The 20,383-nt window shown below is 70.8% G+C and carries 19 protein-coding genes; 16 read left to right on the top strand and 3 right to left on the bottom strand.

What is annotated here, in order from left to right; genetic code table 11:
- Positions 1-81: 81 nt before the first annotated feature.
- Entirely contained in the window at positions 82-2,058 is a 1,977-nt protein-coding gene (gene thrS, locus E6R62_RS02770) for a threonine--tRNA ligase (protein ID WP_136210976.1), read from the top strand.
- Between the two features lie 13 nt (positions 2,059-2,071).
- On the opposite strand, the gene E6R62_RS02765 is transcribed toward thrS, so the two are convergent.
- On the bottom strand, positions 2,072-2,758 hold the full coding sequence (locus tag E6R62_RS02765) for a potassium channel family protein (protein WP_136210974.1): 687 nt from the start codon (positions 2,756-2,758) through the stop codon (positions 2,072-2,074).
- 67 nt (positions 2,759-2,825) lie between these two features.
- Here E6R62_RS02765 and E6R62_RS02760 point away from each other — a divergent pair, with 67 nt between their 5' ends.
- Entirely contained in the window at positions 2,826-3,386 is a 561-nt protein-coding gene (locus E6R62_RS02760; RefSeq protein ID WP_136210972.1) for an HIT domain-containing protein, read from the top strand.
- Positions 3,387-3,463: 77 nt separating this feature from the next.
- On the opposite strand, the gene E6R62_RS02755 is transcribed toward E6R62_RS02760, so the two are convergent.
- Both E6R62_RS02755 and E6R62_RS02750 read right to left on the bottom strand, forming a co-directional pair.
- Positions 3,464-5,113 (bottom strand): hypothetical protein, encoded by a 1,650-nt coding sequence (locus tag E6R62_RS02755; protein WP_136210970.1) that lies wholly within the window; start codon positions 5,111-5,113, stop codon positions 3,464-3,466.
- A 139-nt stretch (positions 5,114-5,252) separates the two neighbouring features.
- Positions 5,253-7,448 (bottom strand): elongation factor G-like protein EF-G2, encoded by a 2,196-nt coding sequence (locus E6R62_RS02750; protein ID WP_136210968.1) that lies wholly within the window; start codon positions 7,446-7,448, stop codon positions 5,253-5,255.
- A 242-nt stretch (positions 7,449-7,690) separates the two neighbouring features.
- Between E6R62_RS02750 and pgsA the strand changes: the two genes are divergently transcribed.
- The 14 genes from pgsA to E6R62_RS02680 all read left to right on the top strand — a co-directional run bounded on the left by pgsA (position 7,691) and on the right by E6R62_RS02680 (position 20,214).
- Complete coding sequence (gene pgsA / locus E6R62_RS02745; RefSeq protein ID WP_136210966.1) at positions 7,691-8,356, top strand: phosphatidylinositol phosphate synthase; 666 nt, start codon at positions 7,691-7,693, stop codon at positions 8,354-8,356.
- Positions 8,356-9,258 carry a phosphatidylinositol mannoside acyltransferase gene (locus tag E6R62_RS02740; protein ID WP_136210964.1) on the top strand — a complete coding sequence of 301 codons (903 nt, stop codon included), beginning with the start codon at positions 8,356-8,358 and terminating at the stop codon, positions 9,256-9,258. Before pgsA ends, E6R62_RS02740 begins: the two co-directional genes overlap by 1 nt.
- Positions 9,258-10,418 carry a glycosyltransferase family 4 protein gene (locus E6R62_RS02735; protein WP_136210962.1) on the top strand — a complete coding sequence of 387 codons (1,161 nt, stop codon included), beginning with the start codon at positions 9,258-9,260 and terminating at the stop codon, positions 10,416-10,418. Before E6R62_RS02740 ends, E6R62_RS02735 begins: the two co-directional genes overlap by 1 nt.
- A gap of 82 nt (positions 10,419-10,500) precedes the next feature.
- The gene (locus E6R62_RS02730; RefSeq protein ID WP_136210960.1) at positions 10,501-11,040 is read left to right on the top strand and encodes a LemA family protein; all 540 of its coding nucleotides are present in this window, start codon (positions 10,501-10,503) and stop codon (positions 11,038-11,040) included.
- A gap of 173 nt (positions 11,041-11,213) precedes the next feature.
- A complete protein-coding gene (pdxS, locus tag E6R62_RS02725) occupies positions 11,214-12,131 on the top strand; it encodes a pyridoxal 5'-phosphate synthase lyase subunit PdxS (protein WP_030157377.1) in 918 nt (305 codons plus the stop codon).
- Positions 12,131-12,721, top strand: coding sequence for a pyridoxal 5'-phosphate synthase glutaminase subunit PdxT (gene pdxT, locus E6R62_RS02720; RefSeq protein ID WP_136210958.1), 591 nt, complete (start codon positions 12,131-12,133; stop codon positions 12,719-12,721). The genes pdxS and pdxT overlap by 1 nt, the downstream gene beginning before the upstream one ends.
- A 57-nt stretch (positions 12,722-12,778) precedes the next feature.
- A complete protein-coding gene (locus tag E6R62_RS02715; protein WP_136210956.1) occupies positions 12,779-13,531 on the top strand; it encodes a YebC/PmpR family DNA-binding transcriptional regulator in 753 nt (250 codons plus the stop codon).
- A gap of 127 nt (positions 13,532-13,658) precedes the next feature.
- A complete protein-coding gene (ruvC, locus tag E6R62_RS02710) occupies positions 13,659-14,195 on the top strand; it encodes a crossover junction endodeoxyribonuclease RuvC (RefSeq protein WP_136210954.1) in 537 nt (178 codons plus the stop codon).
- The gene (gene ruvA / locus E6R62_RS02705) at positions 14,192-14,818 is read left to right on the top strand and encodes a Holliday junction branch migration protein RuvA (RefSeq protein WP_136210952.1); all 627 of its coding nucleotides are present in this window, start codon (positions 14,192-14,194) and stop codon (positions 14,816-14,818) included. The genes ruvC and ruvA overlap by 4 nt, the downstream gene beginning before the upstream one ends.
- Before the next feature lie 109 nt (positions 14,819-14,927).
- On the top strand, positions 14,928-15,986 hold the full coding sequence (gene ruvB, locus E6R62_RS02700; protein WP_136210950.1) for a Holliday junction branch migration DNA helicase RuvB: 1,059 nt from the start codon (positions 14,928-14,930) through the stop codon (positions 15,984-15,986).
- A gap of 163 nt (positions 15,987-16,149) precedes the next feature.
- Positions 16,150-16,632 carry a preprotein translocase subunit YajC gene (gene yajC, locus E6R62_RS02695; protein WP_136210948.1) on the top strand — a complete coding sequence of 161 codons (483 nt, stop codon included), beginning with the start codon at positions 16,150-16,152 and terminating at the stop codon, positions 16,630-16,632.
- Positions 16,633-16,785: 153 nt separating this feature from the next.
- The gene (gene secD, locus E6R62_RS02690; protein ID WP_136210946.1) at positions 16,786-18,603 is read left to right on the top strand and encodes a protein translocase subunit SecD; all 1,818 of its coding nucleotides are present in this window, start codon (positions 16,786-16,788) and stop codon (positions 18,601-18,603) included.
- Position 18,604: 1 nt separating this feature from the next.
- On the top strand, positions 18,605-19,666 hold the full coding sequence (gene secF, locus E6R62_RS02685; protein ID WP_136210945.1) for a protein translocase subunit SecF: 1,062 nt from the start codon (positions 18,605-18,607) through the stop codon (positions 19,664-19,666).
- Positions 19,663-20,214: an adenine phosphoribosyltransferase gene (locus E6R62_RS02680; RefSeq protein WP_136210943.1), complete on the top strand. Its 552-nt coding sequence runs from the start codon at positions 19,663-19,665 to the stop codon at positions 20,212-20,214. The genes secF and E6R62_RS02680 overlap by 4 nt, the downstream gene beginning before the upstream one ends.
- Positions 20,215-20,383: the final 169 nt, after the last annotated feature.

Genomic DNA, 20,383 nt, shown 5'->3' with positions numbered 1-20,383 from the left:
TTTGGCGGCGCGGCCCCCGCGCTCGGTACGATTCAGGCGCGCAGTGTTCGCTCGCGCACCCCCAGAGTTCAGGAGAGACCGGTGTCAGACGTCCGTGTGATCATCCAACGCGATTCCGAGCGGGACGAGCGCGTGGTGGCCACGGGCACTACGGCGGCCGAGCTCTTCGCCGGCGAGCGCACCGTCGTGGCCGCGCGCGTCGCGGGCGAACTCAAGGACCTCGCGTACGAGGTGCGGGAGGGCGAGACCGTCGAGCCGGTGGAGATCTCCTCCGAGGACGGCCTCGACATCCTGCGCCACTCGACCGCGCACGTCATGGCCCAGGCCGTGCAGGAGCTCTTCCCCGAGGCCAAGCTGGGCATCGGCCCGCCGGTCCGCGACGGCTTCTACTACGACTTCGACGTCGCCAAGCCCTTCACCCCCGATGACCTCAAGGCCATCGAGAAGAAGATGCAGGAGATCCAGAAGCGGGGCCAGAGGTTCGCCCGCCGCGTCGTGACCGACGAGGCCGCCCGCGAGGAGCTCGCCGACGAGCCGTACAAGCTGGAGCTCATCGGCATCAAGGGCTCCGCGTCGAGCGACGACGGCGCGGACGTCGAGGTGGGCGGCGGCGAGCTGACCATCTACGACAACCTGGACGCCAAGACCGGCGAGCTGTGCTGGAAGGACCTCTGCCGCGGTCCCCACCTGCCCACCACCCGCAACATCCCGGCGTTCAAGCTGATGCGCAACGCCGCCGCCTACTGGCGCGGCAGCGAGAAGAACCCGATGCTCCAGCGCATCTACGGCACCGCCTGGCCCTCGAAGGACGAGCTCAAGGCCCACCTCGACTTCCTCGCCGAGGCCGAGAAGCGCGACCACCGCAAGCTCGGCACCGAGCTCGACCTGTTCTCCGTACAGGACGAGATCGGCTCCGGCCTCGCCGTCTTCCACCCCCGCGGCGGCGTCATCCGCCGCACCATGGAGGACTACTCGCGCAAGCGCCACGAGGAAGAGGGCTACGAGTTCGTCTACACCCCGCACGCCACCAAGGGAACCCTCTTCGAGAAGAGCGGCCACCTGGACTGGTACGCGGAGGGCATGTACCCCCCCATGCAGCTCGACGGTGGTACCGACTACTACCTCAAGCCCATGAACTGCCCGATGCACAACCTGATCTTCGACGCGCGCGGTCGCTCCTACCGTGAGCTGCCCCTGCGGCTGTTCGAGTTCGGCACCGTGTACCGGTACGAGAAGTCGGGCGTCGTGCACGGCCTGACCCGCTCGCGCGGCTTCACCCAGGACGACGCGCACATCTACTGCACCAAGGAGCAGATGGCGCAGGAGCTCGACCGCACGCTGACCTTCGTGCTGAACCTGCTGCGGGACTACGGTCTGACCGACTTCTACCTGGAGCTGTCGACCAAGGACCCGGAGAAGTTCGTCGGCTCGGACGAGATCTGGGAAGAGGCCACCGAGACCCTGCGCCAGGTCGCGGAGAAGCAGGGTCTGCCGCTGGTGCCGGACCCGGGCGGCGCCGCCTTCTACGGCCCGAAGATCTCGGTGCAGTGCCGGGACGCCATCGGCCGCACCTGGCAGATGTCGACGGTCCAGCTGGACTTCAACCTGCCGGAGCGCTTCAACCTGGAGTACACCGGCCCGGACGGCTCGCGCCAACGCCCGGTCATGATCCACCGTGCGCTGTTCGGCTCGATCGAGCGCTTCTTCGCCGTTCTCCTGGAGCACTACGCCGGCGCCATGCCGCCGTGGCTGGCCCCTGTCCAGGCGGTCGGCATCCCGATCGGGGACGGGCACGTGGAGTACCTCCAGGCGTTCGCCGCCGAGGCGAAGAAGAAGGGCCTGCGCGTCGAGGTGGACGCCTCCTCCGACCGCATGCAGAAGAAGATCCGCAACCACCAGAAGCTCAAGGTTCCGTTCATGATCATCGTGGGTGACGAGGACATGGCCGCGGGCACCGTCTCCTTCCGCTACCGCGACGGTTCGCAGGAGAACGGCATCGCCAAGGACGAGGCGCTGGCCAAGCTGGCCAAGGTCGTCGAGGACCGGGTCCAGGTCTGACCCGGCACGGCCCTCAGAGAGCCCCCGGAGGACTTCCGTCCTCCGGGGGCTCCGGCTCGTCCTCCCGGCGGAACACCTGGAGCAGCCAGGAGGAGAACGAACCGGTGACCGCGCCCAGCAGCGCCAGACCGCACAGCATCAGCCCCGAGGCGATCAGCCGCCCCACGGGGGTCACGGGCACCACGTCGCCGTAGCCGACCGTCGTCAGGGTCGTGCAGACCCACCACACCGAGTCGCCGAACGTGAGGATCGAGGCGCCGGGGGCGTCCCGCTCCTGGTCGAAGACGGCGAGCGCGCCCGAGAACCCCAACAGGATTCCGGCCAGACCGGCGTACATGATCACGCGCACGTGCAGTTCACGGCGGGGGCGGTTGGTCTTGGCCTGGACGGCGTCGTGGAGCTTGACCACCCGCAGGGGCCGTAGCTGCGGCAGGAGCACGATGAGGGTGTCCAGCCAGTGCCGGCCGACGAACGCCAGCGCCCGCCGGCGGCTCAGTACCAGCCGGACCAGGTAGTCGGCGATGAAGCACGCCCAGGTCAGGCCGGTCAATGCCAGCGCCACGTCGCGCAGGACCTCGCTCGCCCCGGTGGCGAGCACCCGGACCGCGTAGCTCGCGGTGAAGACCAGGGAGGCATAGAACAGGGGCAGCTCGGTGCGGCGCTCCCAGGCAGCCTCCCGGGTCGTCCGATCGTCGCGCATCCGCCCAGCATGGCCCGTCGCCGGCCGGTGTACGCCCCGGCGACACGCCCAGGGAAGGCAAGGTCATATGCTGCATCCCATGACGAGTGAGCCGGAGCAGCAGATCGGTGTGGGTACGCAGGACGCGTTCCAGCGTCTGTGGACGCCCCACCGGATGGCCTACATCCAGGGCGAGAACAAGCCGACCGGCCCGGAGGCCGGGGACGGCTGTCCCTTCTGCGGGATTCCGGAGATGTCCGACGAGGACGGGCTGATCGTGGCCCGCGGCACGTACGTGTACGCCGTGCTGAACCTCTACCCGTACAACGGCGGACACCTGATGGTCGTCCCCTACCGGCACGTCGCCGACTACACGGAACTGGACGGACCCGAGACGGCCGAGCTCGGGGAGCTCACCAAGCGGGCCATGACCGCGCTCCGCAAGGCCTCGGGGGCCCACGGCTTCAACATCGGCATGAACCAGGGGGCGGCGGCCGGAGCCGGCATCGCCGCGCACCTGCACCAGCACATCGTGCCCCGCTGGGGCGGGGACACGAACTTCATGCCGGTGGTCGGCCACACCAAGGTGCTGCCCCAACTCCTCGCGGACACCCGCCGGATGCTCGCGGAGGCCTGGCCGACCGACTGACCGGGGCACCGGCCGGTCGGCCCACCGACCGGCACGCCGCGCCCCAGGGGGCCCGGAGGTGCGCCTCGCCGGCCGCCCTAGGCGTCGTAGACGTCCGCCTTGCGCGGGGCGGGCTCCTGGATGACCCCGCTCATGATGGACGAGCGGTTCATGAAGCGGTCGGTGTCGACGCCGTTCTCCTCCAGCACCCGGAACACGGCGGCGTGCACCGCCCGCAGGACCGGGGTCACCGTGCGCAGGGCGTCGTCCGCCATGAACCGGTGGCGCCACATCGAACCCGCCCAGACGTGGCGGACGCCGAAGGGCTCCGGGAGGATCAGCTTGCCGCCCAGGTAGTCCAGGATCGGCGGGTACCAGCTCAGGGGGGCCCGCACGGCCAGACGTACCACCTCGTCCGCGTCCACCAGCGGCAGGCCGCGTTCCACCGTCTCCCAGAACCGGACGGACTTGGGGACCTCGACGGTCTTGGGCGCGGACTTCGTGGTGAACAGGCCGTGCACGGGACCGAGCGCGTGCGCGGTGACGTCCACCCGCAGGGTCTTGTAGAGCACGGTGACGGTCACCAGCATGGTGATCACCAGCTGGCCGTCCCAGAGTGGGTACTGGATGCCCAGGTAGTGCCGGTTGCCCGCGCTGAACTGCTGCTCGTTGCAGATCCGGGTGATCTCGTGCGGCTTCACCAGGAAGGTGTCCACGTCCTCACCGGTGGGGCGGGCCACCTCGGTGGCTCCCTCGCCGATCGGGGTGACGATCCAGTGCTGGATCGAGGCGGTCGGGAAGCCGCCGGTGTGCAGGGGGCCGCGCTCCAGCTTGCGCAGTTCGGTGTCCACCGCGCGTATGACGTCCCAGCTGCGGAACGGGTGGATCTCGGCGCCCTCGGTCTTGGGGACCAGTTCCTCGGCCATCTGCCAGCTGCCCCAGCGGGTGCCCATGCCGAGGATGCCCTTGGGGCCGGCGTAGAAGACCGAGTTGCTGCGGTCCTCGGCGGTCAGTTTCGCCAACTGGTGGCGCAGGTCCTCGCGGGCCTTCTCGTCGGGGTTGCCGGGCACGGCCTCGGGGATCTTCGCGGCCACCCCGCCCCCGCCGAGCAGACCGTCCCAGCGCGAGCGCATGTCCACCGCGGTCGTCTCGCAGAGCCGGCGGGCCAGGAACCAACCGACGGCCGGGGCGATGACCATGGCGCGCAGGTAGAGGCCGAAGAACCCGGTGAACGGCAGCCGGAACATCAGTACGGCGATGACCAGCGCCACGCCGACCAGCAGCGCGGTGCCCACCCAGGACCCCCGCTTGCCCTTGCCGAGCGACTTGCGGAGCTGGAAGAGGCCCAGCCAGAGCAGCAGTCCGGGCAGGAACACCACCCCGCACACGAGGGTGATCAGGCGCAACTTGCGGTCGCGCTCCTTGCGGATGCGGGACGCGGCCAGGCAATGCTCGACGACGGTCTGCGGGTCGGCCCCGAAGGACTGGATCAGCGGCTTGCGCCCGGGGCCCAGGGTGCGGGCCTCCACGGCCCGGCAGAAGGCCTCGCCGAGGTTGGGTTCAAGGAGGGAGATCTTGCCCGGCTTGATCTTCGACTCGTGGTACTCGTTGTTGGCCTTGAGGATCTCGTCCACCTTGCCGTCGCGGTACGCGGCGGAGGCCAGGGCGTTGGTCGCCGCGGTCTGCCCGCCGCCTCCCTGGAGTGGGATCTGCGCCCCGGGCCTGAAGTCGAATCCGTCGTCCGCCACCGTTGCCCCCATCGACGTGCCGTCATGCGTTCGCCCCGCCCAAGAGCCTATCGGCGGAGCCCACCCCGTGGTCATGGGACAGGGAAATACCGCCCACCGCAACACGGTTGAATGGGCGGCATCCCATGTGCTATGTCGATTAACTTCCCTTCTCTGCCTGTTCGCGAACCTTGTCCGCCAACTGCGGGGGCATCGGCTCGTGCCGGGCGTACGTCCGGCTGAACCCGCCCGTGCCGTGGGACACGGAGCGCAGTTCCACCGCGTACCGGCCGATCTCGATCTCGGGTATCTCGGCCCGCACCCGGGTCCGCCCGGGGCCGGCCTGATCGGTGCCGACGACACGGCCGCGACGGCCCGCGAGGTCGCTCATGACGGGGCCGACGTACTCGTCCGGGACCAGGACGTCGAGTTCCGCGACGGGTTCCAGGAGGTGGATCGGCGCCTCGGCGGCGGCTTCGCGCAGGGCGAGGGCGCCCGCCGTCTGGAACGCGGCGTCGGAGGAGTCCACCGAGTGGGCCTTGCCGTCGAGCAGGGTGACGCGTACGTCGACCAGCGGATAGCCGGCCGCCACTCCCCGGGCGGCCTGGGCGCGTACGCCCTTCTCCACGGACGGGATGAACTGGCGGGGCACCGACCCGCCCACCACCTTGTCTACGAACTCGATGCCGCTGCCCGGCGGGAGGGGTTCGACCTCGATCTCGCAGATGGCGAACTGGCCGTGGCCGCCCGACTGTTTGACGTGCCGGCCGCGTCCGGCGGCCTTGGCTCCGAAGGTCTCGCGCAGGCTCACCTTGTGGGGGACGGGGTCGACCTGGACCCCGTAGCGGGTGCGCAACCGTTCCAGCGCGACGTCCTGGTGGGCCTCGCCCAGGCACCACAGGACGAGCTGTCCGGTGTGCGGGTTCTGCTCCAGCCGCATGGTCGGGTCCTCGGCGACGAGCCGGGCCAGACCCTGGGAGAGCTTGTCCTCGTCGGCCTTGCTGTGGGCCTCGATGGCCAGGGGCAGCAGCGGTTCGGGCATCGGCCAGGGCTCCATGAGGAGCGGGTCGTCCTTGGCGGAGAGGGTGTCGCCCGTCTCGGCGCGGGCCAGTTTCGCGACGCAGGCGAGGTCGCCCGCGACGACGTGGGTCAGGGTGCGCTGCTGCTTGCCGAAGGGCGAGGTCAGGGCGCCGATCCGCTCGTCCACGTCGTGATCTTCGTGGCCCCGGTCGGCCGGTCCGTGTCCGCTGACGTGCACCGTCTCCTCCGGACGCAGGGTGCCGGAGAACACGCGGACGAGGGAGACGCGGCCCACGTAGGGGTCGGAGGAGGTCTTGACCACCTCGGCGAGGAGCGGCCCGTCCGGGTCGCAGGTGACGTCGGGGCGCGTCGCGCCGTCGGGGGTGGTGACGGTGAGCGGGGGGCGTTCCACGGGAGTGGGGAAGCCGCCGGTGATCAGTTCGAGGAGTTCGACCGTGCCGAGGCCCTGGCGGGCCCCCTCGGCGGCCGGAGCCGCCATCAGGACGGGGTGGAAGGTGCCGCGTGCGACGGCCCGCTCCAGGTCGTCGACGAGGGTCTTGAGGTCGATGTCCTCGCCGCCGAGGTAGCGGTCCATCAGGGTCTCGTCCTCGCTCTCCGCGATGATCCCCTCGATCAGGCGGGAGCGGGCCTCGGAGATCAGCGCGAGCTCGGCGGGGTCCGGGTCGCGTTCGACGCGTTCGCCGGAGGTGTGGTCGTAGACCCGCTGGGAGAGCAGCCCGAGCAGTCCGGTGACGGGTGCGTGCCCGTCGGGCCCGGTGGGCCCGTGCAGGGGCAGGTAGAGGGGGATGACGGCGTCCGGGTCCTCGCCGCCGAAGTTTTCACCGCAGATCGAGGTCATCTGCGCGTAATCCGCCCGGGCTGCCTCCAAATGGGTGATGACGATGGCCCTGGGCATGCCCACGGCCTCACACTCGTCCCACACCATGCGGGTGGCCCCGTCGATGCCGTCGGCGGCCGAGACGACGAAGAGGGCCGCGTCCGCGGCGCGCAGACCGGCCCTGAGTTCCCCGACGAAGTCGGCGTATCCGGGGGTGTCCAACAGATTGATCTTGATTCCGCCCCATTCGACCGGCACGAGGGACAGCTGTATGGAGCGCCGGCGGCGTTGTTCGATCTCGTCGTAGTCGGAGACGGTGGCCCCGTCCTCGACGCGTCCGGCCCTGTTCACGGCCCCCGCCGTGAGCGCCAGGGCTTCGACCAGCGTGGTCTTCCCGGCGCCGCTGTGGCCGACCAGCACGACGTTCCGTACGGATGCGGGGCGGTCGGCCGTCAGTGCCCTGCCGGCGGCCCCGGCTTGGTGTGAGGTGGCTCCCATGGTGATCGTGCCTCCCGGTGTCGCGGTGAGGAGGGTGACTGGGGTTCTTCGAGCTTTGCACCGCCGTCACACTGCGTCCATACGTCGTACCGGGCGCCGTCCGGAGCATGACGTACGGGTGGCGCGGGGATTGTCCGGCGCGAACCGGTGGGTGCGGGGCGGTGGGGGTGCGGGGCGCCGGCTACGATGGGCCAGCCGGTGGCCGATGGGGCCGTGCGGCCCAGCGACCCTCCGGGAAGGCCATGCTGAACAAGTACGCGCGTGCATTCTTCACGCGTGTTCTCACGCCATTCGCCGCTTTTCTCCTCCGTCGGGGGGTGAGCCCGGACGCCGTCACGCTGATCGGCACGGCCGGAGTGGTGGCGGGAGCGCTGGTCTTCTTCCCCAGGGGCGAGTTCTTCTGGGGCACGATCACCATCACCCTCTTCGTCTTCTCCGACCTGGTGGACGGGAACATGGCCCGCCAGGCCGGGGTCTCCAGCCGCTGGGGCGCGTTCCTCGACTCCACGCTCGACCGGGTCGCCGACGCGGCGATCTTCGGCGGTCTCGCGCTCTGGTACGCCGGCTCGGGCCACGACAACACGCTGTGCGCGGTGGCGATCTTCTGCCTGGCCAGTGGGCAGGTGGTCTCGTACACCAAGGCCCGCGGCGAGGCGATCGGGCTTCCGGTCGCCGTCAACGGGCTCGTCGAGCGCGCCGAGAGGCTGGTGATCTCGCTGGTCGCGGCCGGCCTGTCCGGCCTCCAGACCTTCGGCGTGCCCTCCTGGATCGGCGTACTGCTGCCGATCGCGCTGTGGGTGGTGGCCGCGGGTTCCCTCGTCACGCTGATCCAGCGTGTGGTCACCGTACGGCGCGAGGCGGCGGAAGCCGACGCCGAGGCGCACCTGTCCGAGGGCGGGGCGGCCTGATGGGCGCGGCGCGGGACAAGCTCGTCGACGGGCTCTACGGGCTCGGCTGGGCGGCCGTCAAGAGACTGCCGGAGCCGGCCGCGGTGGCCCTGGGCCGCCGGATAGCCGACGCGGCGTGGAAGCGGCGGGGCAAGAGCGTGCTGCGGCTGGAGTCGAACCTGGCCCGGGTCGTCCCCGACGCCGACCCGGAGCGGCTGCGGGAGCTGTCCCGGGCGGGCATGCGCTCGTACATGCGGTACTGGATGGAGTCCTTCCGGCTGCCGACCATGGACGCGCGACGGTTCTCCGCCGACGTGGAGATGGCCGACGAGCACATCCTGCGCGAGGCCATCGCCTCCGGGCGGGGGGTCGTCGTGGCCCTGCCGCACCTGGCGAACTGGGACCTGGCCGGGGCCTGGGCGACCAGCCACCTCGGCATCCCGTTCACCACGGTCGCCGAACGGCTCAAGCCGGAGTCCCTGTACGACCGGTTCGTGGCCTACCGCGAGAGCCTGGGCATGGAGGTGCTGCCGCACAGCGGCGGGGCCGCCTTCGGCACGCTCGCGCGCCGGCTGCGCTCCGGCGGCCTGGTCTGTCTGGTCGCCGACCGGGACCTGTCCGCCTCCGGGGTCGAGGTGGACTTCTTCGGCGCGACGGCACGGATGCCGGCCGGGCCCGCGCTGCTGGCGCAGCAGACCGGGGCGGCGCTGCTGCCTGCCACCCTGCACTACGGCGACACCCCGCGCATGTACGGGCGCATCCACCCCGAGGTGGCGGTCCCGGGGACCGGCACCCGGACCGAGAAGACCGCCGTCATGACGCAGGCGGTCGCCGACGCGTTCGCCGCGGGCATCGCGGCGCACCCCGAGGACTGGCACATGTTGCAGCGATTGTGGCTGGACGATCTGGAGGAGCGCGCCTAGTGAAGATCGGCATCGTGTGCCCGTACTCGTGGGACGTGCCGGGCGGCGTCCAGTTCCACATCCGGGACCTGGCGGAACACCTGATCCGCCTGGGGCACGAGGTGTCGGTCCTCGCCCCCGCGGACGACGAGACCCCGCTGCCGCCGTACGTCGTCTCGGCGGGCCGGGCGGTGCCGGTGCCCTACAACGGGTCCGTCGCCCGGCTGAACTTCGGTTTCCTGTCGGCGGCGCGGGTACGGCGCTGGCTCCACGACGGGGTCTTCGACGTGATCCACATCCACGAGCCCGCCTCCCCGTCGCTGGGACTGCTGTCCTGCTGGGCGGCGCAGGGCCCCATCGTGGCCACCTTCCACACGTCCAACCCGCGCTCACGGGCGATGATCGCCGCCTACCCGATCCTCCAGCCGGCCCTGGAGAAGATCAGCGCCCGGATCGCGGTGAGCGAGTACGCGCGGCGCACCCTGGTGGAGCACCTGGGCGGGGACGCCGTCGTCATCCCGAACGGGGTGGACGTGGACTTCTTCGCCTCCGCCCCGCCCAAGGCGGAGTGGGGCGGCACGACCCTGGGCTTCATCGGCCGCATCGACGAACCGCGAAAGGGCCTGCCCGTCCTGATGGCGGCGTTCCCGAGGATCGTCGAGGAGTGCCCGGACGTCCGCCTGCTGGTGGCCGGGCGCGGTGACGAGGAGGAGGCGGTGGCCTCCCTCCCGGCCGACCTGCGCTCGCGGGTCGAGTTCCTCGGCATGGTCTCGGACGAGGACAAGGCCCGGCTGCTGCGCAGCGTCGACGTGTACGTGGCCCCGAACACGGGCGGGGAGAGCTTCGGGATCATCCTGGTCGAGGCGCTGTCGGCGGGCGCGGCGGTCCTGGCCTCCGACCTGGACGCGTTCGCGCAGGTCCTGGACCAGGGCCGGGCGGGCGACCTCTTCGCGAACGAGGACTCCGAGGCGCTGGCCGCCGCCGCGGTGCGCCTGCTGCGCGACCCGGCCCGCCGCGCGGAACTGAGCGAGCGCGGCTCCGCGCACGTCCGCCGCTTCGACTGGTCGACGGTCGGCGCCGACATCCTGGCCGTCTACGAGACGGTCACGGACGGCGCGGCGGCGGTCGCCGCGGACGAACGCGTCAGCCTCCGTACCCGGCTGGGCCTGACCCGGGACTAGGCCGCGTCTTTCGGATCATGCCGGGCCCGCGGCGTCCGGCACCGCGCGGGCCGCTCCGGCGTGGACGGTAGGCTCGCCGTCCGTGATCGAAACCCTTGTCTGGATCGCCCTGGCGCTCGGTGTCGTCGGCGTGTACCTGAGCTGGACCGCCGGGCGGCTCGACCGGCTGCACTCGCGGATGGACGCCGCGCGCGCCGCGCTCGACGCGCAGTTGGTGCGGCGGGCCTCCGTGGTGCTGGAGGTCGCCACCTCCGGGGTGCTCGACCCCGCCTCCTCGCTGGTGCTGTACGAGTCGGCGCACGGCGCCCGGCAGGCCGAGGAGGAGCAGCGCGAGGTGGCGGAGAGCGAGCTGAGCCAGGCGCTGCGCGCCGTGTTCGCCGACGCGGACCAGGTCGAGGCGGTGAAGGCGGCGCCCGGTGGGGTGAAGGCCGCGGAGGAGCTGGCGGCGGCCGTGCGCCGGGTGCCGATGGCGCGGCGCTTCCACAACGACGCCGTACGGGCCGCCCGGGCGCTGCGCAAGCACCGCAAGGTGCGCTGGTTCCGGCTGGCCGGCCACGCTCCCTTCCCGCTCGCCTTCGAGATGGACGACGAGCCGCCCGCGGACCTCGCCGACCGCCCCTAGGCGTGTCGTCCCGGCAGGTCCCGAGGCACATCCGGACGGGCGCATTTGTACCCGATGGCCAAATCGGAAGGAGCCACCGGCTCCTCATTGGCCCTTGCAGTGGACTGGGCCCGGGAGGTTTGCTCAGTGCTGTAGTACCGCAGCACCCTTCTTCCTTCGAGTGAGGTCAATCCGTGAGCACGCTTCCCTCCACCCCGCAGTCCGCTGAGTCGGCTATCGGCACCTCCCGCGTCAAGCGCGGCATGGCCGAGCAGCTCAAGGGCGGCGTGATCATGGACGTGGTCAACGCCGAGCAGGCGAAGATCGCCGAGGACGCCGGCGCCGTCGCCGTCATGGCCCTGGAGCGGGTCCCGGCCGACATCCGCAAGGACGGCGGGGTCGCCCGCATGTCCGACCCGAACATGATCGAAGAGATCATCGAGGCCGTCTCGATCCCCGTCATGGCCAAGTCCCGCATCGGCCACTTCGTCGAGGCCCAGGTCCTGCAGTCCCTCGGCGTCGACTACATCGACGAGTCCGAGGTCCTGACCCCGGCCGACGAGGTCAACCACTCCGACAAGTGGGCGTTCACCACCCCCTTCGTCTGTGGCGCCACCAACCTCGGTGAGGCCCTGCGCCGCATCGCCGAGGGCGCGGCCATGATCCGCTCCAAGGGCGAGGCCGGCACCGGCAACGTCGTCGAGGCCGTCCGTCACCTGCGCCAGATCAAGAACGAGATCGCCAAGCTGCGCGGCTTCGACAACAACGAGCTGTACGCCGCCGCCAAGGAGCTGCGCGCCCCCTACGAGCTGGTCAAGGAAGTCGCCGAGCTCGGCAAGCTCCCCGTCGTGCTGTTCTCCGCCGGTGGCGTGGCCACCCCGGCCGACGCCGCCCTGATGCGTCAGCTCGGCGCCGAGGGCGTGTTCGTCGGCTCCGGCATCTTCAAGTCGGGCGACCCGGCCAAGCGCGCCGCCGCCATCGTGAAGGCCACCACCTTCTACGACGACCCGAAGATCATCGCGGACGCCTCCCGCAACCTGGGCGAGGCCATGGTCGGCATCAACTGCGACACCCTGCCCGAGGCCGAGCGTTACGCCAACCGGGGCTGGTAATGACGACTCCCACCATCGGTGTCCTGGCTCTCCAGGGCGATGTACGGGAGCACCTGATCGCCCTGGCCGCGGCGGACGCCGTGGCCAGGCCGGTCCGGCGTCCCGAGGAGCTCACCGAGGTCGACGCCCTGGTGATCCCCGGCGGCGAGTCGACGACCATGTCGAAGCTCGCCGTGCTGTTCGGGATGCTGGAACCGCTGCGCGAGCGCGTACGGGCCGGCATGCCGGTCTACGGCACCTGCGCCGGCATGATCATGCTCGCGGACAAGCTGCTGGACGGCCGTGAGGACCAGGAGACGCTCGGCGGGATCGACATGATCGTGCGCCGCAACGCCTTCGGCCGGCAGAACGAGTCCTTCGAGGCGCAGGTCGACTTCGCGGGCATCGAGGGCGGCCCCGTGGAGGGCGTCTTCATCCGCGCCCCCTGGGTCGAGTCGGTCGGCGCCGCCGCCGAGGTGCTCGCCACGTACGACGGCCACACCGTCGCCGTGCGGCAGGGCAACGTGCTGGCCACCTCGTTCCACCCGGAACTCACCGGCGACGACCGGGTTCACGCGTACTTCGTCGACATGGTGCGCGCGGGGCTGTGAACAGGTCCCGGTAGGATCGGGTACGAACACTGTTGGTGACGCGAAGGAGACAGGCGGATGTCCGGCCACTCTAAATGGGCTACGACGAAGCACAAGAAGGCCGTGATCGATGCCAAGCGCGGCAAGCTCTTCGCGAAGCTGATCAAGAACATCGAGGTCGCGGCCCGTATGGGCGGCGCCGACATCGACGGCAACCCGACGCTCTTCGACGCCATCCAGAAGGCCAAGAAGAGCTCGGTCCCGAACAAGAACATCGACTCCGCGGTCAAGCGCGGCGGCGGCCTTGAGGCCGGCGGCGTGGACTACGAGACGATCATGTACGAAGGCTACGGCCCGAACGGTGTCGCGGTGCTCATCGAGTGCCTCACCGACAACCGCAACCGTGCCGCCTCCGACGTCCGCGTCGCCATGACCCGCAACGGCGGTTCGATGGCCGACCCGGGCTCGGTCTCGTACCTGTTCAACCGCAAGGGCGTCGTCATCCTGCCCAAGGGCGAGCTCACCGAGGACGACGTCCTCGGCGCGGTGCTGGAGGCCGGTGCCGAAGAGGTCAACGACAACGGTGACACCTTCGAGATCATCAGTGAGGCCACCGACATGGTCGCGGTCCGCACCGCGCTCCAGGAGGCGGGCATCGACTACGACTCGGCCGACTCCAGCTTCGTCCCGACCATGCAGGTCGAGCTGGACGAGGAGGGCGCGCGCAAGATCTTCAAGCTGATCGACGCGCTGGAGGACAGCGACGACGTGCAGAACGTCTTCGCCAACTTCGACGTCTCGGACGAGGTCATGGAGAAGGTCGACGCCTGACCGGCGCCCCACACCTCGCATCAGTGCGACGGGCCGACAGGACACGTCCTGTCGGCCCGTCGTCATGTCAGTGGGGCGGGATAGCCTGCACGTGCACACGGACAGGCGATCGAAGAAGGGGGGCGACGTGCGCGTACTCGGTGTGGACCCGGGGCTGACGCGGTGTGGCGTCGGCGTGGTCGAGGGGGTCGCCGGCCGTCCCCTGACGATGCTCGGCGTCGGGGTCGTACGGACGCCGGCGGACGCCGAGTTGGGGCTCCGGCTCGTCGCCGTCGAGCGCGGCATCGAGGAGTGGCTCGACGAGTACCGGCCCGAAGTGGTCGCCGTGGAGCGGGTCTTCAGCCAGCACAACGTCAGCACGGTGATGGGTACCGCCCAGGCCAGCGCCGTCGCGATGCTGTGCGCGGCCCGGCGCGGTCTGCCGGTCGCCCTGCACACCCCCAGCGAGGTCAAGGCCGCCGTCACCGGCGCCGGCCGGGCCGACAAGGCGCAGGTCGGATCGATGGTGACCCGGCTGCTGCGGCTGTCGGCCCCGCCGAAACCCGCCGACGCCGCGGACGCCCTCGCGCTCGCCATCTGCCACATCTGGCGGGCCCCCGCCCAAAGCCGCCTCCAGCAGGCGCTCGCCCAGCATGCCTCCGCCGTGAAAGGCCGCCCCTCATGATCGCGTTCGTCAGCGGCCCGGTCGCCGCGCTCGCCCCCACCCTGGCCGTGATCGAGGTCGGCGGAGTGGGCATGGCCGTGCAGTGCACGCCCGCCACCATCGCCGGCCTGCGGCTGGGGGAGACGGCCCGGCTGGCGACGTCCCTGGTCGTACGGGAGGACTCGCTGACCCTCTACGGCTTCGCCGACGACGACGAACGGCAGGTCTTCGAGCTCCTCCAGACCGCCAGCGGGGTCGGCCCCAGGCTGGCCCAGGCCATGCTCGGGGTCCACAGCCCCGACGCCCTGCGCCTGGCGGTCTCGACCGGGGACGAGAAGGCCCTGATGGCGGTCCCCGGCATCGGCAAGAAGGGCGCTCAGAAGCTGCTGCTGGAGCTCAAGGACAAGCTGGGCGCGCCGCTGGGCGCCGTGGTGGGGGCGCAGCGGGCCGCCGCGGCCGGTCCCGCGCCCTGGACGGAGCAGCTCGCCGCCGCGCTGATCGGCCTCGGGTACGCCTCCCGCGAGGCCGAGGAGGCCGTCACGGCGGTGACCCCGCAGGCGGAGGCCGCCATCGCCGCCGGCGGCTCGGCCCCGGTCCCACAACTGCTGCGCGCCGCGCTCCAGTCCCTGAACCGGGCCCGCTGAACGGGCCCGGACCGGGTCGAACCGGTTCGCGCCGACCGGCCCTCCGGACCGGACACCGCCGCGAGCGGGACGATGATCACCGTACGAACCGAGAAGGCAGACTGAGACCGTGAACTGGGACGACGAGAGCGACCGCATTGTCGCGGCGGCGGCGGACGGCGAGGACACCGCCGTCGAGGCCGCCCTGCGCCCCAAGGACCTCGGGGAGTTCGTCGGCCAGGAGAAGGTCCGCCAACAGCTGGACCTCGTCCTCAAGGCCGCCCGCCAGCGCGGGGCCACCGCCGACCACGTCCTGCTCTCCGGCGCCCCCGGCCTCGGCAAGACCACCCTCTCCATGATCATCGCGGCCGAGATGGGCGCGCCCATCCGGATCACCTCCGGCCCCGCCATCCAGCACGCCGGAGACCTCGCCGCGATCCTCTCCTCCCTCCAGGAGGGCGAGGTGCTCTTCCTGGACGAGATCCACCGCATGTCCCGGCCCGCCGAGGAGATGCTGTACATGGCCATGGAGGACTTCCGCGTCGACGTGATCGTGGGCAAGGGCCCGGGCGCCACCGCGATCCCGCTGGAACTCCCGCCCTTCACCCTGGTCGGCGCGACCACCCGCGCCGGGCTGCTCCCGCCGCCGCTGCGCGACCGGTTCGGCTTCACCGGGCACATGGAGTTCTACGCCCCCGAGGAGCTGGAACGCGTCATCCACCGCTCCGCCCGCCTCCTCGACGTGGAGATCGACACCGCCGGGGCCGCCGAGATCGCCGGACGCTCGCGCGGCACCCCGCGCATCGCCAACCGCCTCCTGCGCCGAGTCCGGGACTACGCCCAGGTGCGGGCCGACGGAGTGATCACCCGCGAGATCGCCGGTACGGCCCTCCAGGTCTACGAGGTGGACGCGCGCGGGCTCGACCGGCTGGACCGGGCCGTGCTGGAGGCACTGCTCAAGCTGTTCGGCGGCGGGCCCGTCGGCCTGTCGACCCTCGCCGTCGCCGTGGGCGAGGAACGCGAGACCGTCGAGGAGGTGGCCGAGCCCTTCCTGGTCCGGGAGGGCCTGCTGGCCCGTACCCCGCGCGGGCGGGTCGCGACCCCCGCCGCATGGGCTCACCTGGGCCTTGTCCCGCCCGGGCACGGCGTCAGTGGATCAAGCGGACAACAGGGCTTGTTCGGGGCGTGACGGCGCGGAGGTTCGACCGTCCAGGAACCGCGGTGCCATGCTGGGCGTTGTTCCATCGGTGCGGACTCGCCTAGACTCCGCCGATGCCGACCCTTCGGGTCGGTATGCCCACCCCCGTAGAAAAGGCCGCCTCCCGCGCGGTCGTGCGAAGGATCTTCGTCCCGTGAATATCGGCATGCTCCTCCCATTCATCGTGCTCATCGGGGCGATGTTCCTGATGACCCGCTCCGCCAAGAAGAAGCAGCAGGCTGCCGCGCAGATGCGCGAGCACCTGACCCCCGGCACCGGCGTCCGCACCATCGGCGGCATGTACGCCACCGTCAAGGAGATCGGCGACGACACCCTCACCCTTGAGGTGGCCCCCGGTGTCCACGCGATCTACGCCAAGAACGCCATCGGCGCGGTCCTGGAGGACGCGGAGTACAACCGCATCGTCCACGGCATCACCGATGAGCCGATCGGCGACGCGCCGGTCGTACCGGACGACGCCTCCTCGCTGACCGCGGGCGAGACGGACGAGCCGGTCAAGACCGACCTCTCCAAGGACCAGGACGAGGCTCCCAAGCTCGACCTGGGCAAGAAGGACGAGCCCAAGGGCGACGAGCCGAAGGACGGCAAGACCGACGGCGAGGCCGGCGCCAAGTAGCGACCGGCCGGGGACCGCGACGGCGCCTGACCGGCGGCCGGCGCGGCCCCCGTCAGCGACACTTCTGCGGGGGGCAGGGGTCCCCACCACACATTTCGTGGCCGTCCGCGCGCTGACCCGGCGCGGGGCGGTTGGACAGGGAGATACGACAAGGTGGCAGCACCGAAGAAGGGCCGGCGGCCCACGGGGGCTCAGGGGAGGCCGGGGCGCGCCCTGGCCATCATCCTGATCGCGATGGTGGCGCTCACCGCGGGGATGTTCCTCACGAAGCAGACGACGCCCCGGCTGGGCATCGACCTCGCGGGCGGCACGAGCATCACGCTCAAGGCCAAGAGCGAGCCCGGCAAGCCGGACGCGGTCAACGAGACCAACATGAACACGGCGGTCGGCATCATCGAGCGCCGCGTCAACGGTCTCGGCGTCTCCGAGGCCGAGGTCCAGACGCAGGGCCGCGACCACATCATCGTGAACATCCCCCGCGGGATGAACGAGCAGCAGGCGCGCGAGCAGGTCGGTACCACCGCCCAGCTGTACTTCCGCCCCGTCCTGGCCTTCGCCGACGGTGCCCCGGCCGCCCCGCAGACGACGCCGAGTCCCTCCACGAGCGGTGCCCCGAGCCCCTCGGCGAGCGGTTCCGGCGCCCCCAAGGCGGAGAACGGCAAGCCCGGCTCCTCGGCCACCCCGTCGTCCAGCGCCACTTCCCAGGGACGTGTGCTCAGCGAGGCCCTCAAGGCCCCGGGTGCGCCCAGCCCCACTCCCTCGCCCTCGGCGAGCGAGTCGAAGAAGGCAGACGACAAGGCGCCGACCCCGGTCCCGACCCCCTCGGGCGCCGATGCCGCCGTCGCGGACCTCCAGGCGAAGTTCGCCGCGCTGGACTGCAACGACGAGAAGCAGCGCGCCACGGTGGGCAAGGACGTCAAGCCCGAGGACCCGACGCTCGCCTGCGGCAAGCGCGGCACCACCTGGGGCAAGTGGGTGCTCGGCCCGGCCGCGGTCAACGGCCAGGACGTGGACAACGCCAAGGGCGCGATCAACCCGCAGACCGCCCAGTGGATCGTCACGATGCAGTTCACCGACAAGGGCGCCGACAAGTTCGCCAAGGTCACCGGTGAGCTCGCCACCAAGCAGTCCCCGCAGAACCAGTTCGCCATCGTGCTCGACGGCCAGGTCATCTCCGACCCGTCCGTGAGCCAGGCGCTGACCGGCGGCAACGCCGAGATCTCGGGCGGCTTCACCCAGCAGTCCGCCCAGGACCTGGGCAACATGCTGTCGTACGGCGCGCTGCCGCTCTCCTTCCAGGAGGACAGCGTCACCACCGTCACCCCCGCGCTCGGCAGCGAGCAGCTCCAGGCCGGCCTCATCGCGGGCGCCATCGGCCTCGCGCTCGTCGTGATCTACCTACTCGTGTACTACCGGGGTCTGGCCTTCATCGCCATCGTCAGCCTCCTGGTCTCGGCGATCCTCACCTACACGATCATGGCGCTGCTCGGCAAGGGCATCGGGTTCGCGCTGAACCTGCCCGCGGTCTGCGGTGCCATCGTCGCGATCGGCATCACCGCGGACTCGTTCATCGTGTACTTCGAGCGCATCCGCGACGAGATCCGCGAGGGCCGCACCCTGCGTCCCGCGGTGGAACGCGCGTGGCCGAGGGCCCGGCGCACCATCCTGGTCTCCGACTTCGTGTCCTTCCTCGCCGCCGCGGTGCTGTTCATCGTCACCGTCGGCAAGGTGCAGGGCTTCGCCTTCACGCTGGGTCTGACCACCCTGCTCGACGTGGTCGTGGTGTTCCTCTTCACCAAGCCGGTCATGACCCTGCTGGCGCGTACGAAGTTCTTCTCCAGCGGCCACCCGTGGTCCGGGCTGGACCCCAAGCGCCTCGGCGCCAAGCCGCCGCTGCGCCGGTCCCGCCGTAGCGCCGGCGGAGCGACCGCCGCCGCCGTGCCCGCCCCCGTCGACGCAAAGGAGGCGTGAGATGTCGAAGCTGGGAGATCTCGGCGCCAGGCTGTACCGCGGTGAGGTCGGATACGACTTCGTCGGCAAGCGTTTCCTCTGGTACGGCGTTTCCATCCTGATCACCATCACGGCGATCGTGGCCCTGGCCGTACAGGGCCTCAACATGGGCATCGAGTTCAAGGGCGGTGCCGTCTTCACCACCCCGAAGACGGCCGTCTCGGTCGCCAACGTGACGGAGGACGCCAAGAAGGCCTCCGGTCACGAGGCGATCGTCCAGGAGCTCGGCACCGGTGGCATGCGGATCCAGATCTCGGGTCTGAACACCGACGACGCGGCCGGCGTGAAGAAGCAGCTCGCGACCGACCTCAAGGTCGACGCGAACCAGATCAACGCCGACCTGGTCGGCCCCAGCTGGGGCGAGCAGATCGCGAACAAGGCCTGGACCGGCCTCGGCATCTTCATGATCCTCGTGGTGCTCTACCTCGCCATCGCCTTCGAGTGGCGGATGGCGGTGGCGGCGCTCGTCGCGTTGATCCACGACCTCACCATCACCGTCGGCGTGTACGCGCTCGTCGGGTTCGAGGTCACGCCGGGCACCGTGATCGGTCTGCTGACGATCCTCGGTTACTCCCTCTACGACACCGTCGTCGTCTTCGACGGTCTCAAGGAGGGTTCGAAGGACATCACCAAGCAGACCCGCTACACGTTCAGCGAGATCGCCAACCGCAGCATCAACGGCACCCTGGTCCGCTCGATCAACACCACGGTCGTGGCGCTGCTCCCGGTCGGCGCGCTGCTGTTCATCGGCGGCGGCTTCCTGGGCGCGGGCATGCTCAACGACATCTCGCTGTCGCTGTTCGTGGGTCTGGCGGCCGGTGCGTACTCCTCGATCTTCATCGCGACCCCGCTGGTCGTCGACCTCAAGGAGCGCGAGCCTGCGATGAAGGCCCTGCGCAAGCGGGTCCTCGCGAAGCGGGCGGCCGCCGCGGCCAAGGGCGAGTCCCCGGACGACGGGTACGAGGCCGAGGACGGCCCGCAGGTCGTCGCACAGGGCCAGGGCCCGGGACGGCGGCGCCGATGACCGCCTGCACGACAGAGGTGCGCGAGCTGCTCCTCTCCAAGATCAAGGACGTGGCGGACTACCCGAAGCCGGGCGTGACGTTCAAGGACATCACCCCGCTGCTGGCCGACCCGAAGGCCTTCGCGGCCCTGACGGACGCGCTGGCGGAACTGGCGGTGCGGTACGGCGCGACGAAGATCGTCGGGCTGGAGGCGCGCGGGTTCATCCTGGCGGCGCCCGTGGCCGTGCAGGCCGGCATCGGCTTCGTGCCGGTCCGCAAGGCCGGCAAGCTGCCGGGGGCGACCCTCGGGCAGGCCTACGACCTGGAATACGGGACCGCGGAGATCGAGGTCCACGCCGAGGACCTGGCCATCGGTGACCGGGTCATGGTCATCGACGACGTCCTGGCCACCGGTGGCACCGCGGAGGCCTCGCTGTCGCTGATCCGGCGGGCGGGCGCCGAGGTGGCGGGAGTGGCGGTCCTGATGGAGCTGTCCTTCCTGCCCGGCCGCGCGAAGCTGGAGCCCGCTCTGGGCGGCGCCCCGCTGGACGCGCTGATCGTGGTCTGACGGCGCCGACGCGCCGCGGCGGCGGGTATCCGGGATCTTCCGGGTGCCCGCCGCTTTCGCGTACGCGGCCGCTGCCCGCATCGGGAGGAGGCTCGGAGAACGAGGGGACGCAACCCTCGCTACCATGGGTTATCCGGACCTGACCGGGGCCCCGGATCCTCCCCCGGAC

Source organism: Streptomyces sp. A1136, assembly GCF_004795055.1.
In the GTDB taxonomy this organism is placed as follows: domain Bacteria; phylum Actinomycetota; class Actinomycetes; order Streptomycetales; family Streptomycetaceae; genus Streptomyces.
The sequence above is the reverse complement of the archived record's forward strand: the minus strand, read 5'-3'. Positions and strand labels throughout refer to the sequence as shown.

Excerpts from the sequence above, each read along its gene's own strand:
- E6R62_RS02680 (WP_136210943.1), top strand. The coding sequence starts at position 19,663 with ATGACCGCCTGCACGACAGAGGTGCGCGAGCTGCTCCTCTCCAAGATC.
- E6R62_RS02740 (WP_136210964.1), top strand. The coding sequence starts at position 8,356 with ATGGGCGCGGCGCGGGACAAGCTCGTCGACGGGCTCTACGGGCTCGGC.
- E6R62_RS02715 (WP_136210956.1), top strand. The coding sequence starts at position 12,779 with ATGTCCGGCCACTCTAAATGGGCTACGACGAAGCACAAGAAGGCCGTG.
- ruvA (WP_136210952.1), top strand. The coding sequence starts at position 14,192 with ATGATCGCGTTCGTCAGCGGCCCGGTCGCCGCGCTCGCCCCCACCCTG.
- secF (WP_136210945.1), top strand. The coding sequence starts at position 18,605 with ATGTCGAAGCTGGGAGATCTCGGCGCCAGGCTGTACCGCGGTGAGGTC.
- E6R62_RS02750 (WP_136210968.1), bottom strand. The coding sequence starts at position 7,448 with ATGGGAGCCACCTCACACCAAGCCGGGGCCGCCGGCAGGGCACTGACG.
- E6R62_RS02765 (WP_136210974.1), bottom strand. The coding sequence starts at position 2,758 with ATGCGCGACGATCGGACGACCCGGGAGGCTGCCTGGGAGCGCCGCACC.
- pdxT (WP_136210958.1), top strand. The coding sequence starts at position 12,131 with ATGACGACTCCCACCATCGGTGTCCTGGCTCTCCAGGGCGATGTACGG.
- pgsA (WP_136210966.1), top strand. The coding sequence starts at position 7,691 with ATGCTGAACAAGTACGCGCGTGCATTCTTCACGCGTGTTCTCACGCCA.
- E6R62_RS02760 (WP_136210972.1), top strand. The coding sequence starts at position 2,826 with ATGCTGCATCCCATGACGAGTGAGCCGGAGCAGCAGATCGGTGTGGGT.